General features: G+C 65.4%; 11 protein-coding genes. 6 read left to right on the top strand and 5 right to left on the bottom strand.

What is annotated here, in order from left to right:
• Positions 1–39: 39 nt before the first annotated feature.
• From def to NCS28_RS05855, 5 genes are all read right to left on the bottom strand, one after another.
• Positions 40–573, bottom strand: a complete 534-nt coding sequence (def, locus tag NCS28_RS05875; protein WP_250512902.1) for a peptide deformylase — start codon at positions 571–573, stop codon at positions 40–42.
• On the bottom strand, positions 570–2648 hold the full coding sequence (gene ligA / locus NCS28_RS05870) for an NAD-dependent DNA ligase LigA (RefSeq protein ID WP_250512901.1): 2079 nt from the start codon (positions 2646–2648) through the stop codon (positions 570–572). Before ligA ends, def begins: the two co-directional genes overlap by 4 nt.
• Before the next feature lie 190 nt (positions 2649–2838).
• Positions 2839–4086: a cell division protein ZipA C-terminal FtsZ-binding domain-containing protein gene (locus tag NCS28_RS05865; RefSeq protein ID WP_250512900.1), complete on the bottom strand. Its 1248-nt coding sequence runs from the start codon at positions 4084–4086 to the stop codon at positions 2839–2841.
• A 177-nt stretch (positions 4087–4263) separates the two neighbouring features.
• On the bottom strand, positions 4264–7779 hold the full coding sequence (smc, locus tag NCS28_RS05860) for a chromosome segregation protein SMC (RefSeq protein WP_250512899.1): 3516 nt from the start codon (positions 7777–7779) through the stop codon (positions 4264–4266).
• Positions 7780–7903: 124 nt separating this feature from the next.
• Positions 7904–8881, bottom strand: a complete 978-nt coding sequence (locus NCS28_RS05855; protein ID WP_250512898.1) for a DMT family transporter — start codon at positions 8879–8881, stop codon at positions 7904–7906.
• 194 nt (positions 8882–9075) lie between these two features.
• On the opposite strand from NCS28_RS05855, the gene dapC reads away from it, so the two are divergent.
• The 6 genes from dapC (at position 9076) to cls (ending at position 15304) form a co-directional block, all read left to right on the top strand.
• Positions 9076–10293 (top strand): succinyldiaminopimelate transaminase, encoded by a 1218-nt coding sequence (gene dapC, locus NCS28_RS05850; protein WP_250512897.1) that lies wholly within the window; start codon positions 9076–9078, stop codon positions 10291–10293.
• Positions 10294–10339: 46 nt separating this feature from the next.
• Complete coding sequence (dapD, locus tag NCS28_RS05845) at positions 10340–11167, top strand: 2,3,4,5-tetrahydropyridine-2,6-dicarboxylate N-succinyltransferase (protein WP_250512896.1); 828 nt, start codon at positions 10340–10342, stop codon at positions 11165–11167.
• Between the two features lie 2 nt (positions 11168–11169).
• Positions 11170–11541 carry an ArsC family reductase gene (locus NCS28_RS05840; RefSeq protein WP_061117578.1) on the top strand — a complete coding sequence of 124 codons (372 nt, stop codon included), beginning with the start codon at positions 11170–11172 and terminating at the stop codon, positions 11539–11541.
• Positions 11542–11636: 95 nt separating this feature from the next.
• The gene (dapE, locus tag NCS28_RS05835) at positions 11637–12773 is read left to right on the top strand and encodes a succinyl-diaminopimelate desuccinylase (RefSeq protein ID WP_250512895.1); all 1137 of its coding nucleotides are present in this window, start codon (positions 11637–11639) and stop codon (positions 12771–12773) included.
• Between the two features lie 32 nt (positions 12774–12805).
• Complete coding sequence (gene prmB / locus NCS28_RS05830; RefSeq protein WP_250512894.1) at positions 12806–13690, top strand: 50S ribosomal protein L3 N(5)-glutamine methyltransferase; 885 nt, start codon at positions 12806–12808, stop codon at positions 13688–13690.
• Positions 13691–13813: 123 nt separating this feature from the next.
• Entirely contained in the window at positions 13814–15304 is a 1491-nt protein-coding gene (gene cls / locus NCS28_RS05825; RefSeq protein WP_250512893.1) for a cardiolipin synthase, read from the top strand.
• Positions 15305–15312 lie beyond the last annotated feature (8 nt).

Below are 15312 nucleotides of genomic sequence, written 5' to 3'. Positions count from 1 at the left end.
CCTTCCGTGCGATTTCCCTGCGGGGCGATCTGCGCAGCGTCAGTCGTCGCGCGCCGGGTCGAGCCCCGGAAAGAGCACTTCCGTGAAGCCGAACTTCGAGAAATCGGTGATACGCATCGGATAGAGCTTGCCGATCAGATGGTCGCACTCGTGCTGCACGACGCGCGCGTGAAAACCCTCGGCGAGCCGCTCGATGGCGTTGCCGTACTGGTCAAAGCCCTGGTAGCGGATCATCGAAAAGCGCTGCACCGCGCCGCGCAAGCCCGGCACGGAGAGGCACCCTTCCCAGCCTTCCTCCATGTCGTGACCGTTCGGCGTGATGATCGGATTGATGAGCACCGTCTCCGGCACCGACGGCGCGTCCGGATAACGCTCGTTCTGCCCGAAGCCGAAGATCACCACCTGCAGATCGACGCCGATCTGCGGCGCGGCGAGGCCCGCGCCGTTGGCGTCGTGCATCGTGTCGAACATGTCCTGCACGAGCGCGTGCAGTTCGGGGGTGTCGAAATGCTCGACCGGCTGCGCGATACGCAACAGCCGCGGATCGCCCATCTTCAGGATTTCGCGAATCATGGAGTGACTCCTTCCAAAAGCTTACGCATGCCGTCTTCGTCGAGAACCGGCACACCGAGTTCCTCTGCTTTCGCGAGCTTGCTGCCCGCTTCCGCACCCGCCACGACGTAGTCGGTCTTCTTCGAAACCGAGCCGGCCACTTTCGCCCCGGCCGCCTCCAGCATTTCCTTCGCTTCCTCGCGCGCGAGCGTGGGCAGCGTCCCCGTCAGCACGACGGTCTTGCCGGCCAGCACACCCTGAAGCGCCTTCGGCGCGGGCGGTCCTTCCGGCCACGACACCTTCACGCGCAGTTGTTCGATCACATGCTGGTTGTGTTCTTCGCTGAAGAAGTTGTGAATCGCTTCCGCAACGATCGGGCCGACATCGTTGACTTCGAGCAGCTCTTCGACGGATGCCCTCATGATCGGATCCAGCGAGCCGAAGTGCTTGGCCAGATCCTTCGCCGTCGATTCGCCCACGTGCCGGATGCCGAGCGCGTAGATGAAGCGCGCGAGCGTCGTCTTGCTCGCCTTCTCCAGCGAATCGATCAGGTTCTGCGCGGATTTGTCGGCGAAGCGGTCGAGCGCGGCGAGCGTCGAGAAGCCGAGATTGAACAGATCGGCGGGCGTGCGCACGAGGTTCTGCTCGACCAATTGATCGATGATCTTCTCACCCAGCCCGTCGATGTCGAGCGCGCGGCGCTGTGCGAAGTGCCACAGCGCCTGCTTGCGTTGCGCCGGGCAGAAAAGCCCGCCCGTGCAGCGCGCGATGGCCTCGTCCGGCAGTCGCTCGATCTTCGAGCCGCAAACCGGGCATTCCGTCGGCATCACGAATTCGCGCGCATCCGCGGGACGGCGCTCGAGAATCGCGCCGACCACCTCGGGAATCACGTCGCCCGCGCGCCGCACCGTGACCGTATCGCCGATGCGGATGTCCTTGCGCCGGACTTCATCCTCGTTGTGCAGCGTCGCGTTGGTGACCGTCGCGCCGCCGACGAACACCGGCGCAAGACGCGCGACCGGCGTAATCGCGCCCGTGCGGCCGACCTGCACGTCGATGGCGAGCAACTCGGTCAGCGCTTCCTGCGCCGGGAACTTGTGCGCGAGCGCGAAACGCGGCGCGCGCGACACGAAGCCGAGCTTGTCCTGCTCGTCGCGGCGATCGACCTTGTAGACGACGCCGTCGATGTCATACGCCAGCTTGTCGCGCTTCTCGCCGATCTTGCCGAAGAAGCCGAGCAAACCGTCCGCGCCTTCGACCACCGCGCGCTCTGCGTTCACCGGCAAGCCCAGTTCCTTGTACCAGTCGAGCAGCGCGGTGTGCGTGGCGGGCATCTCGGCGCCTTCCAGCACGCCGATGCCGTAAGCGAAGAACGACAGCGAGCGTTGCGCGGTCATCTTCGGGTCGAGCTGACGCAAGCCGCCCGCCGCCGCGTTGCGCGGATTCGCGAACTCGCGTTGCCCGGCGTCGCGCTGACGCGCATTCAGGCGCTCGAAATCGCGTTTGAACATCAGCACTTCGCCGCGCACGTCGAGCCGCTTCGGCACGTTCTTGCCCTTGAGCGTGAGCGGAATGGAGCGGATGGTGCGCACGTTCGCGGTGACGTCCTCGCCGGTCGCGCCGTCGCCGCGCGTCGCGGCTTGCACGAAATGGCCGTCGTCGTAGCGCAGCGAAATGGCGAGGCCGTCGAACTTGAGCTCGCATGCATATTCGACGGGCGTGTGGCCCAGCGCGTCGGACACGCGCTTGTCGAACGCGACGATGTCTTCGTCCGCGAAACCGTTGTTGAGCGAGAGCATCGGCACGTCGTGGACGACCGGCGTGAAACCCTCGGCCACTTCGCCGCCCACGCGCTGCGTCGGCGAATCCGGCGTGATGAGGTCCGGGTGATCGGACTCTATGCCCTGAAGCTCCTTGAAGAGCGTGTCGTACTCGGCGTCGGGAAGATCCGGCTGATCCAGCACGTAATACGCGTAATTCGCGCGCTCCAGTTCCGAGCGCAGCCACGCCGCGCGCTCGGCCGGACGGTCGGCACTCGGCACGGCGGCTTCCGACCTGGCGGAAACGGCGGACTCGGCTTTTGTTGTTCGGGACATGCGGCTTCGAGAAAGTGGATGAGTCAGTCAACCGACCGTTCGATTGTGGCAGAAGATCGCTAAATCGTGGCGTCGGCCGAACGGCCTAAGTGCGGGCGTCGGTGCGGCGTCGCGCATGCAAACAAAAGCGCCCCGGCCGGGGCGCGATTTTCTTGCAGCGAGCGCGCGTGGCCAGCTGCGCGTCGAACGCTTACTGGCTGAAAAGACGCCGCGTCGCGGGCGAACCAGCCGGCATGCCCGCCTGCTCCAGCTTCGCATACAGCGTCATCAACTGCTTTTCGATGGCGAGCAGCGCTGATTCGGGCAGCGGCCGCCGCTGATCGTCGACGACGCGCGCGCCGATGCGCTCCGACAGCGACTTCGCGTAATCGCACATCAGGCGGAACGGCAGAATGTCCTCGTCGGCGACGGGCACGTCGAGCACCAGCGTGATCATCTGCCCGCCCTTATAGGTGAGGTCGTCGCGCAGGAAGTTGGTGTCGCCGAACTGGAGCATGAAGACGGGATTCTGCTTCGCGTCGAGCTTCACGAAACGCGTGCCGTCGCGCGACAGCAGAAGGCCATCCTGCGACGCCACCGCCTGCACGTAGTTCGCGGACCACGGCGCGCCGTCGGAGAGGATGTTGATCGAAAGCTGCGCGTCGCATTGCGCGGCGAACGCGTCGAGCTCGCGCGCCATGCCGACGGTCTCCATCATGTCGGGAAACTCGGGCGCGCCGTCGATGGCGTCGGCGAGGCGCTGCACGCCCGTCACGAACTCGGAGAATTCGAGCTCGTTGAGCGGGCCGCTGCGGTTCGCGAGTTGCGCAGCCGCGCGCAGCTCTTCGTAGCGCATGCCGTTGCGCGGCAACTCCCAGGCGGCGTCGCCCTCGGCCTTGCCTTCGATCGTGACGGGTTTCGTGCCAGCGCGACGCAGACGCTGCGCGAGCGGAATCACGCGATCGCCCGCGACCGGCGCGGCGAGGCGAATCGGCACGACGCAGTCGATGCGCCGATCCACCACCGCCGGCAGCGCCGACGAAATCGTGGTCGCGGCGGGCAACACCGGTTCGGTGCGTTCATCCTCGATGCTGCTTTCGGTTTCTTGCGCGGCCCCGTTGGCGGACGTCGCTTCGGCCTGGAGATCGACGGCCGTGTCGGCGGGCGCGACCGGCGGCGGATTCACGCCGCCGAAGCTCGGTTCGACGCGCGTATCGCGCGGTTGATCGTCGGCGCCATCGACATCGCCCGCGACCGGCTCGCGCCGCGACTGGCGCACCGGCTCGATGAACGGCTGTTCGTCGTCGGCGTCCTGTCGCGCGAGCGCATCGGCCGCTTCGTCGGGCATCGGACGCGGCATCTTGCGCCGCACCTTCGCGCTCTGCCACGCGTTGTACACCACCACGCCGCCCACCACCACGGCTCCGGCTCCAATCAAACCGAGTGTCAACTCGTCCATGCAGGCTCCATCATTCTTTTAGATTACGAAGCGCCGCGCGATCTGTCGCACGCATCGCGCCGCGTTCCGGCTTGTCGCCGCCGCCTGGCCGATGCGCGCCACTCCGCGCCTTGACGCACGCCGCCGGATCGCCGTCCGGCCCTTCACTCAATCGAAACTTTTGCGAACCGCGATGCTTCAGCCGTTCTGCGCGAAACCCGCCGCGGCTTCCATGTCCACGGCGACGATGCGCGACACGCCCTGCTCCTGCATCGTCACGCCGATCAGTTGCTGCGCCATTTCCATCGCAATCTTGTTGTGCGAAATGAACAGGAACTGCGTCTTGGCAGCCATCGCGCGCACGAGGTTCGCGAAGCGTTCCGTGTTCGCATCGTCGAGCGGCGCGTCCACTTCGTCGAGCAGACAGAACGGCGCGGGGTTCAACTGGAACATCGCGAACACGAGCGCGGTCGCGGTGAGCGCCTTCTCGCCGCCCGAGAGCAGGTGAATCGTCGAATTCTTCTTGCCGGGCGGCTGCGCCATCACCTGCACGCCGGCGTCGAGGATTTCGTCGCCGGTCATGATGAGCTTCGCCTGCCCGCCGCCAAAGAGACGCGGGAACAGCTCGCCGAAGTGACGGTTCACCTCGTCGAACGTGCCTTGCAGCAGCGCGCGTGTTTCCTGGTCGATTTTCTGGATCGCGTCTTCCAGCGTGCCGATGGCGTCGTTGAGATCCGCCGATTGCGCATCGAGGAAGTGCTTGCGCTCGGTCGCCGCCGCGAGTTCTTCGAGCGCGGCCATATTGACGGGGCCGAGCGCGGTGATCGCGTTGTTCAGACGCGTGACTTCGCCTTGCAGATACGACGGCTTCATGTCCGGCGTAAGCTTCTCCGCAAGCTCGGCTTCGTCTACGCCCGCCGCCTGCAACTGCTCGACGAACTGCTCGCCGCTGATGCGCGCGGCCTGCTCTTTCAATTGCAGTTCGTTGATCTTGTCGCGCAGCGGCTGCAGCGAGCGTTCGGCCATGAGACGCTGCTCGTCGGCCTGACGCAGACGCGAGGTGAGATCGTCCAGTTCGACGCGCGCCGCATGCAAGGATTCCTCGCGCGCCGCGCGCACTTCGAGCGCGTCCTGCAGGCCGGTTTGCGCGGTCTGCTCGTTGATGGTCTCGAGTTCGGCGCGGGCGTCTTCCAGCGTGCCCGCGATGCGCTCGCTCTGATCGTGCGCCGTGTCGATGTTGCGCCGGTATTCGTCGATCTTCGCGGAGAGGCCGCGCACCGCGAAGCTCGCGTCGCTCGCCGCGCGTTCGAGTTCGCGCAGTTCGTGGCGCGCATTCGTCAGCTCTTCGTCGAGCGATTCGAACGCGAGTTGATTGTCTTCGAAGCGCGCCTGCAATTGCGCGATTTCGCCGTCGTGACGCTCGAACGCGGCTTCCGATTCGGCGCGCAGCGCACGCTGCTCTTCGATCTGCGCGGCGATTTCTTCGAGTTCCTCGCCGATCTGCGTACTTCGCTGCGTGTAGCGTTCGTGCGCCTGCGCGAGCTTCAGCACGTCGAGCTGCAATGCGTGGACGCGCTGCGTCGCGCGCTCGGCGGCGGCGCGCGCCTCGGCGAGCGTCTGCGAGCCTTGCGTGTGCGCGGCATCGGCGCGCACGGCGTTGGCTTTCGCTTCGTCGGACAGCAGCGTCTGCGCGCGCACCTGCTTAGTGAGATTCTCGATTTCCTGGGCCCGCGCAAGCATGCCCGACTGCTCGGAATCCGCCGCGTAGAGCTGCACGCCCACGCGCGTCACGATATGTCCCGCCTTCACGACGAACGCGGCGCCATCCGGCAACTGATTACGCGAAGCCAGCGCCTGCGCGATATCGTCGACGATAAAAGTCGTGGCGAGCCATTCGTTGAGCACGGCGCGCAGACCCGGATCGTCGATGCGCACGAGCGACAGCAGCGGGCGCAAGCCATCGGCCGTCTGAACCTGCTTGCCCGCGACGGGCGGCGAATAGAACGCGAGCTTGGCGGGCGGCCCATCGGTGGCGAAGGCCTTGACCCAATCCAGATTCGATACTTCCAGCGCGGCGAGACGCTCGCGCAGCACGGATTCGAGCGCCGCCTCCCAGCCGGTCTCGACGTGCAGCTTTTTCCACAGACGCGGCAGCGCGCCGAGCTCGTGCTTGTCGAGCCACGGCTGGATCTTGCCTTCGGTCTGCACGCTTTCCTGAAGCTGCTTCAACGCGGCGAGGCGCGCTTCGAGCTGATGAATCTGCGCGCTTTCCTTCTGCACGCGCTCTTGCGCTTCGCGGCGCTCGGCATCCAGACGCGGCACCGTTTCCTGAGCATCGGCAAGGCGTGCTTGCGCTTCAGCGAGAATCTCTTCGTTTTCGGCGAGCTGCATGCGCAACTCTTCGAGATGCGCTTCATCCGGCGCGTCCAGCCCTTTCGCTTCGCTCTTGAGCCGCTCCTGACGCTGCTGCAATTGCTGAAGCTGCTGATCCGCATTGCGCTGATGCGCCGCTTCGAGCTTCAGCGCCTGTTCCGCGCGCGCGATGCCCGCACGTTCTTCGTTCAGTTGCGCCTGCGCGTCGCGCCAGCGGGCTTCGAGCGCGGGCAGCGCGTCGTGCTTCGCGGCGGCGGTATCCGCAGCGATCGCGGCCTTTTCCTCGCCTTCGGCGAGCGCTTCGGTCGCGGTGTCGATTTCGTCGCGCGCCTTCTGCGCCTGCACCTGCCATTGCTCGCGCTGCGCGGTGAGTGCGGCAATCTGCGCCTGCACGCGATTACGCGATTCGACGATGAAGCGGATCTCCGCCTCCAGCCGGCTCACTTCGGCATTGGCTTCGTAGAGCGAGCCTTGCGCGCCCTGCATCGCGTCGCTTGCGCTGTAGTGCGCGACACGCAGCGTTTCCAGTTGCGCTTCGACTTCACGCAGACGCGCGGTCTGCGCTTCGAGCTCGACCTGCGCCTCGCGGATCGCGCGCTGCTGACGCTCGGCTTCGTTGCCCGCTTCCTTCTTGCGCAGGAGCCACAGCAGGCGCTGCTTCTCTTCGCCCTCGGTCTGCAGTTCCTTGTACTTCGTCGCGACGACCGCCTGCGCTTCGAGCTTCTCGAGATTGCTCGACAGCTCGCGGACGATGTCCTCGACGCGCGTCAGATTCTCGCGCGTGTCATGCAGACGGTTCTCGGTCTCGCGGCGACGCTCCTTGTACTTCGACACGCCGGCGGCTTCTTCGAGAAACACGCGCAGCTCTTCCGGCTTCGCCTCGATGATGCGCGAGATCATGCCCTGCCCGATGATCGCGTAGGCGCGCGGGCCCAAGCCCGTGCCGAGGAAGATGTCCTGAATGTCGCGGCGGCGCGCGGGCAGATTGTTGATGTAGTAGCTGGAGGTGCCGTCGCGCGTCAGCACGCGCTTCACGGCGATTTCGCCGTAGCTGCTCCACTGACCGGCGGCGCGGCCGTCGGCGTTATCGAAAATGAGTTCGACGCTCGCCCGGCTGCCGGGCTTGCGCGCCGTCGATCCGTTGAAGATCACGTCCTGCATCGATTCGCCGCGCAACTCGGAAGCGCGCGACTCGCCGAGCACCCAGCGCACGGCATCGATGATGTTGGACTTGCCACAGCCATTCGGTCCGACCACTCCGACGAGCTGGCCGGGGACCTGAAAATGCGTGGGATCGACGAAGGACTTGAAGCCAGCGAGTTTTATCGAGGTCAGACGCACGGCGATATCGCTGTTTTGAATTGATGACGGAGGGTAGATGGCAGACGAGCCGCATTGCGGAGCGTCGATCGCATTCGGTCACGCAGCGCGACAACACTTGCGTGTCCCGGCGAAGCGGACACCATCATACCATCGCGCGAGTCGATTTCTTTTTGCTTTCCGGCGCGTCTCGTGCAACGTCGAGCGCTTCGGGCGCGGGAGGCGAGCGCGTGGCGCCCTGCCGATGCACCCATGCCGACAGCACGCACGCCACGACGATGCACGCGCCGCCCGCCCATTCGCGCGGGCCGGGCACTTCGCCCGCGAAGAGCCACGCCGAGAGCGCGGTGACGACGAGTTCGAAGAGCATGATGATCGACGCGCGATTGGCCGGCACGCGGGCGAGCCCGACCTGCACGATCATGTTGTTGCCCGCGAGCAGGACGCCCAGTCCGATCACGATGAGCGTCACGGTGGGCAACAGCGCGGCGGCGGGCGGCGCGGGCATCGGCTCGAACAGCGTGACGACCGATGCGATCAGCGCCGCGCCGCCGAAGATCACGGCCGTGCGCATCTCGGGCTTCATCGCGGGCAAGGTGCGCGTGACCTTGACGACGAGCACGTTGCTCATCGCGAAGCCCATGCCGCCGACGAGACCCGCCCATTCCGCGAGATCGGCGGGCAGCGGCATGCCGAGCTCGGGCGACCAGAGCATCGTCACGGCGCCCGCGAGCGAAAGCAGCGAGAGCGCCGCATCGGCGCGGGTCAGACGCTCTTTCAGGATGAAGTGCGCGAAGATCGCAGTCCAGGCGGGCGTCAGATAGAAGAGGAGCAGCACACGCATGACTTGGCCGTGGATCGCGCCCCACACGAAACCGATATTGGTCACGCCCGCCGCCACGCCAAGCCCGACGAGCAGCCAGTGCCAGGACAGCGTGTTGATCGAGCGGCGTTTCGCGAGCAGCACGAAGACGCACGCCGCCGCGCTCGTCGTCGCGCTGGCGGCCGTGCCGGAGAGGCCCATCGCGGCGAGCATGCGCATCGGGTACCAGACGAGGCCCCACACCGACGCGCCCAGCATGATCGCGAGCGTCGGCCATGCGTTTTGCAGACCGCGGCTCATGCCGTCGCCCCATCCATTTTTGTTGCGGTCATTCGTACTGTCATCCTTCGCTCCGCGCGCCGCTGCCCGCTTCGGGCCCAGGGCCGCACGCTATAATCGTCCGCTTGCTTCGCGTCCATTCGATGTCTTTCGATGCCTCCTACGCAGGCGCTTTTTTGCCTCGCGCGCATCGCTCACTGCTTACCGGTCACGCCGTGAATCCACTTCTCAAGAAACTTCAGCCTTATCCGTTCGAAAAGCTTCGTGCGCTCTTCAAGGGCATCGAGCCGCGCGCCGGATTCACGCCGATCAGCTTCGGCATCGGGGAGCCGAAGCATCCGACGCCCGCGCTGATCCGCGATGCCGTGATCGATTCGCTCGACGGTCTCGCCTCCTATCCGGCGACGCTCGGCAGCGAGCCGCTGCGCGCGGCGATCGCGGCGTGGGTCATGCAGCGCTATGGCCTCGAATCGATCGATGCTGCGACGCAGGTCCTGCCCGTGTCCGGCTCGCGAGAAGCGCTCTTCGCGCTCGCGCAGACCGTCGTCGACAGCCGTACGACGAACGCCGCCGAACCGCCCATCGTACTCTGTCCGAACCCGTTCTATCAAATCTACGAAGGCGCCGCCTTGCTTGCGGGCGCCGAGCCGTACTTCGTCAACAGCGACCCGGCGCGCAACTTCGCGTGCGACTATTCCGCGGTGGCCGATCACATCTGGGCGCGCACGCAACTGCTCTATTTATGCTCGCCCGGCAATCCGACGGGCGCGGTGCTCACGCTCGACAACTGGCGTGAGCTCTTCGCGCTGTCGGACGAACACGGCTTCGTGATCGCGTCGGACGAGTGCTACTCGGAAATTTATTTCGACGAAGCCAATCCGCCGCTCGGCGGCCTCGAAGCGGCGCGGCTGCTCGATCGCGGTTTCGAGCGTCTCGTAATGCTGTCGAGCCTGTCGAAGCGCTCGAACGTTCCCGGCATGCGCTCGGGCTTCGTCGCGGGCGACGCATCGATCCTGAAAGATTTCCTGCTCTATCGCACGTATCACGGCGCGGCGCTGTCGACGGTGTTTCAGCGCGCGAGCGTCGTCGCGTGGCAGGATGAAACGCACGTGCGCGACAACCGCGCGCAGTATCTGAAAAAATTCCAGACAGTCACGCCAATGCTCGCCGACGTGCTCGACGTGCGCCTGCCCGACGCCGCGTTCTACCTCTGGGCGAACGTTTCGGGCACCGGCCTCACGGATACCGAGTTCGCGGCGCGCCTGTACGCCGACTATAATGTGACGGTTCTGCCGGGCTCTTTTCTCGCTCGCCAGGCGCACGGCACGAATCCCGGTGAAGGTTTCGTGCGCATCGCGCTCGTGGCCGAGACCGAGGAATGTGTCGAAGGAGCCCGCCGCATCGTCGAATTCTGCCGCTCGCTCGAGGCCTGACTGACATCGAGCGCAGTAGGTCCAATCCTCCATCCTTGATATCAATATGTCGCAAGAACTTCAGAGCATCATCGATACCGCCTGGAAAAACCGCGCCGAGCTTTCCCCGAAGGCCGCGCCCGCCGAAGTCCGCGAGGCCGTCGCGCATGCCATCGAGCAGCTCGACCGTGGCCAGATGCGCGTGGCCGAGAAGCGCGACGGCGAATGGATCGTGAATCAGTGGCTGAAGAAGGCCGTGCTGCTGTCGTTCCGCCTGGAAGACAACGCGCCGATGCCCGCGGGCGGATACTCGCAGTTCTACGACAAGGTGCCCTCGAAGTTCGCCAGCTACACGGCCGAGGATTTCGCCGCGGGCGGTTTTCGCGTCGTGCCGCCGGCCATTGCGCGCCGCGGCTCGTTCATCGCGAAGAACGTCGTGTTGATGCCGTCGTACACGAACATCGGTGCGTATGTCGACGAAGGCACGATGGTGGACACATGGGCCACGGTCGGGTCGTGCGCGCAGATCGGCAAGAACGTGCATCTGTCGGGCGGCGTGGGCATCGGCGGCGTGCTGGAGCCGCTGCAGGCGAACCCGGTCATCATCGAGGACAACTGCTTCATCGGCGCGCGCTCCGAAGTGGTGGAAGGCGTCATCGTCGAAGAGAACTCCGTCATTTCGATGGGCGTGTATCTCGGCCAATCGACCAAGATCTACGACCGCGAAACCGGCGAAGTCAGCTACGGCCGCATTCCGGCGGGCTCGGTCGTCGTGGCGGGCAATCTGCCGTCGAAGGACGGGTCGCACAGCCTGTACTGCGCCGTGATCGTCAAGAAGGTCGATGCCAAGACGCGCGCGAAGGTTGGCCTGAACGAACTGCTGCGAGGCGACTGATCGTGGCGCGCGGTTCCACCCCGACCACGGTCGTCTACGGCATTCCGAATTGCGACACCGTGAAAAAAGCGCGCGTGTGGCTGGAAGAGCACGGCGTGCCGTTCGAGTTTCACGACTTCAAGAAGGCCGGCGTGTCGAACGCGCTGATTCAGGACTGGCTGAAGGACGTGCCGCTAGACCAGCTCATCAACAAGCGCGGCACGACGTGGCGCGGCTTGTCCGACGTGCACAAGGCCGAAGCCGACACGACCGGCGGCGCGATCGCGCTGATGATCCACAAGCCGTCGATCATCAAGCGGCCGGTCGTCGTCGTGAACGGGCGCGTGAAGACGCTCGGGTTCTCCGCCGAGCAGTACGAAACGCTCTTTGCCTGAAGTGAACGCGATGACTGTGAACTCGACGGTCATCGCAAGATTGCTACGAGTGCCGGCCTGCGCGCCGGCATTTTTTATCGCATCGACTTGATACCATGTCCGCCACCCTCTCCCTCACCGAAGCGCTGATCGAACGCGCATCCGTCACGCCCGACGACAAGGCTTGTCAGGCGCTCATGATCGAGCGGCTCGCGGCGATCGGCTTCGAATGCGAAACTTTTCGATCGGGCGGCGTCACCAATCTCTGGGCCGTGAAGCGCGGCACGGACGCTTCGGCAAAACTGCTCGCGTTCGCCGGCCACACCGATGTCGTGCCGACCGGCCCGCTCGAACAATGGACCTCGCCGCCCTTCACGCCGACGCACCGCGAGGGCAAGCTCTTCGGCCGCGGCGCGGCGGACATGAAGGCGTCGCTCGCGGCGTTCGTCGTGTCGAGCGAGGAGTTCGTCGCGAAACATCCGGAGCATCGCGGCACGCTCGCGTTTCTCATCACGAGCGATGAAGAAGGCCCCGCGACCGACGGGACGATCAAGGTCGTCGAAGCGTTGAAGGCGCGCGGCACGCGGCTCGATTACTGCATCGTCGGCGAGCCGACTTCGAACGCCACGCTCGGCGACATGGTCAAGAACGGCCGGCGCGGCTCGATGACAGGCAAGCTTGTCGTCAAGGGCGTGCAGGGGCATATCGCGTATCCGCATCTCGCGAAGAATCCCGTGCATCTGCTCGCGCCCGCGCTCGCCGAACTCGTCGCCGAGCGCTGGGACGACGGCAACGAATACTTCCCGTCGACGACCTGGCAAGTATCGAACCTGCACGCCGGCACCGGCGCGACCAACATCATTCCCGGCCACGCCGATCTGATGTTCAACTTCCGCTTCTCGACGGCGAGCACGGTCGAGAGCCTGCAAAGCCGCGTGCGCGCGATTCTCGACAAACACGGACTCGACTACGATCTGACATGGATCGTGAGCGGCCTGCCCTTTCTCACGCCGCGCGGGGCGCTTTCGGATGCGCTCGAACAAGCCATCGCCGATGAAACCGGCGTGCGCACCGAACTGTCCACCTCGGGCGGAACATCCGATGGGCGCTTCATCGCGCAAATCTGCGATCAGGTCGTGGAATTCGGCCCGCCCAACGGCACGATCCACAAGATCGACGAGCATGTCGAAGTGAGCTTCATCGAGCCGCTCAAGAACGTCTACCGGCGCGTGCTCGAAGCACTGATCGCCTGAATTCACACTCACACAATAAAAAGGAGCCTTCGATGGCGCTGCCCTTCACCACCGTGCGCGACCTGCTGCGCTTCGGCGTCTCGCGTTTCACCGAAGCGGGCTTGTCGTTCGGCCACGGCTCGGCCAATGCCTACGACGAAGCCGCGTATCTGATCCTGCACACGCTGCATCTGCCGCTCGACACGCTCGACCCGTTCCTCGACGCGCGCCTGCTCGACAACGAAATCGACGCCGTCATGAAAGTGATCGAGCGCCGCGCGACTGAGCGCATTCCCGCCGCGTACATCACGCAGGAAGCGTGGATGCACGGCCGCCGCTTCTACGTCGACGAGCGCGTGATCGTGCCGCGCTCGTTCATAGGCGAATTGCTGCAGGACGGCTTGCAGCCGTATGTCGCCGATCCGGACCAGGTCACGCGCGTGCTCGAACTCTGCACCGGCTCGGGGTGTCTTGCGATTCTCGCGGCGCAGGCTTTCGAGAACGCCGATGTCGATGCCGTCGACATCTCGCCCGATGCGATCGCGGTCGCGCGCCGCAACGTCGACGAATACGGGCTCGGCGAGCGCGTGAGTCTGCACGAAGGCGACCTGTACGCGCCGCTGCCGTCCACGCGCTACGAGGTGATCATCACCAATCCGCCCTACGTCAACGCGCAGGCGATGCAGGCGCTGCCCGAAGAGTACCGGCACGAGCCCGAGCTCGCGCTCGCCGGTGGCGCGGATGGCATGGACGTCGTGCGGCGCATCGTGCGCGACGCCCGCAAGTGGCTGACCGAAGACGGCGTGCTCGTCGTCGAAATCGGCAACGAGCGGCCGAACGTGGAAGCCGCGCTCGGCGGTCTCGATCTCGTCTGGCTCTCGACGAGCGCCGGCGACGACAACGTGTTCCTGATCCAGGCCGCCGATCTTCCCGCCTGAAGCATCTGCCCGCGCGATCGTCGCGGCGGTGCACGTGCCGCAACGATCGCTGTCACTTCGCGCGGAAGGCTTGGGTAATATGGCGAATCGTCAATAGCGAGCCACTTCGCTCCCTCCGCGTCCATGCAAGCATCCGACTGGCTACATCTCGGCACACTCGTGATGGCCGCGCATGTGCTCGGCGTGATAGCCGCGATCCATGCCGTCATCAACACACGCACGTCGCAAGGCGCGGTGGCGTGGGCGGTGTCGCTCGTCGCGATGCCTTACTTCACGCTGATTCCGTATCTGTTCCTCGGCCGCAGCAAGTTTGCGGGCTATATCGACGAGCGGCGGCTGGAAATCGAGATCCTGCGCAGCCGCTCTAAGCCTGCCGAATGGGATTCCGGCGCCCGCAGCGATGCGCCCGAAGCCGCCGCGCTCGCCGATCCCACCGGCGCGCGCGGCGAGATCGTGCCGGGCCCGGCTGCTTATCTCGGCAACCCGACCATCCGCACGTTGCAGCGGCTCTCGGGCATGCCGTTCCTGCGCGGCAACTCGGCGCGCGTGCTCATCAATGGCGATGCCACCTTCAAAGCGATCCTCGAGGCGATCGCCGCGGCCGAACGCTATGTGGCCGTGCAGTTCTTCATCGTGCGCGCCGACGCCCTCGGCGACATGCTCAAGGACGCGCTCATCAAGAAGGCCCAGGCGGGCGTGCGCGTGTACTTCCTCTACGACAGCATCGGCAGCTTCGACCTGCCGCATCGCTACGTGAGCGCGCTGCGCGCGGGCGGCGTCGAGGCGCATCCGTTCGCAGCGACGCGCAAGTTCGTGCACCGCTTCCAGATCAACTTCCGTAATCATCGGAAGATCGTCGTGGTGGACGGCAAGTGCGCGTTCGTCGGCGGGCATAACGTCGGCGTCGAGTATCTCGGCGGCAATCCGCGGCTTTCGCCGTGGCGCGACACGCACGTCGAAGTGCGCGGGCCGGCGGTCGCGAGCATCCAGTTCGTGTTCACCGAAGACTGGTACTGGGCGACGCAGCGTCTGCCCGAACTCGGCCCCGCGCCGCATTCGGACGGGAACATGCACTGCATGGTGCTGTCGAGCGGCCCCGCCGACAAACAGGAAACCTGCTCGCTCTTTTTCGTCGAGGCGATCAACGCGGCGCGCGAGCGCATCTGGATCACGTCGCCCTATCTGATTCCCGACGAAGCGGTCTTCTCGGCGCTCAGGCTCGCCGTGATGCGCGGCGTGGACGTGCGCATCCTGATTCCGAGCCGGCGCGATCATCGCGTGGTCTTCGCGGCATCCCGCCTGTATGCCTACGACCTCGTGCAGGCGGGCGTGCGCATTTTCCGCTACGGGCCGGGCTTTCTGCATCAGAAGGTCGTGCTCGTCGACGACATCGCCGCGTCGATCGGCAGCGCGAATCTCGACAACCGGTCGTTTCGCCTGAACTTCGAGATCACGGTGCTGACGGTCGATCGCGCGTTTGCGAGCCAGGTCGAATCGATGCTGCTCGCGGACTTCGCGGATTCCTTCGAAATCGACAGCGACGACTACCGCGGCAAGGCGTTCTGGCGACGCATGGCGATGCACGTCGCCCGCCTTTTCTCGCCGATCCTCTGAACGCGCCC

Origin of the sequence: Caballeronia sp. INDeC2 (genome assembly GCF_023631325.1) — a bacterium.
Classification (GTDB): domain Bacteria; phylum Pseudomonadota; class Gammaproteobacteria; order Burkholderiales; family Burkholderiaceae; genus Caballeronia.
This window is presented reverse-complemented; position numbering and strand designations above follow the sequence as displayed.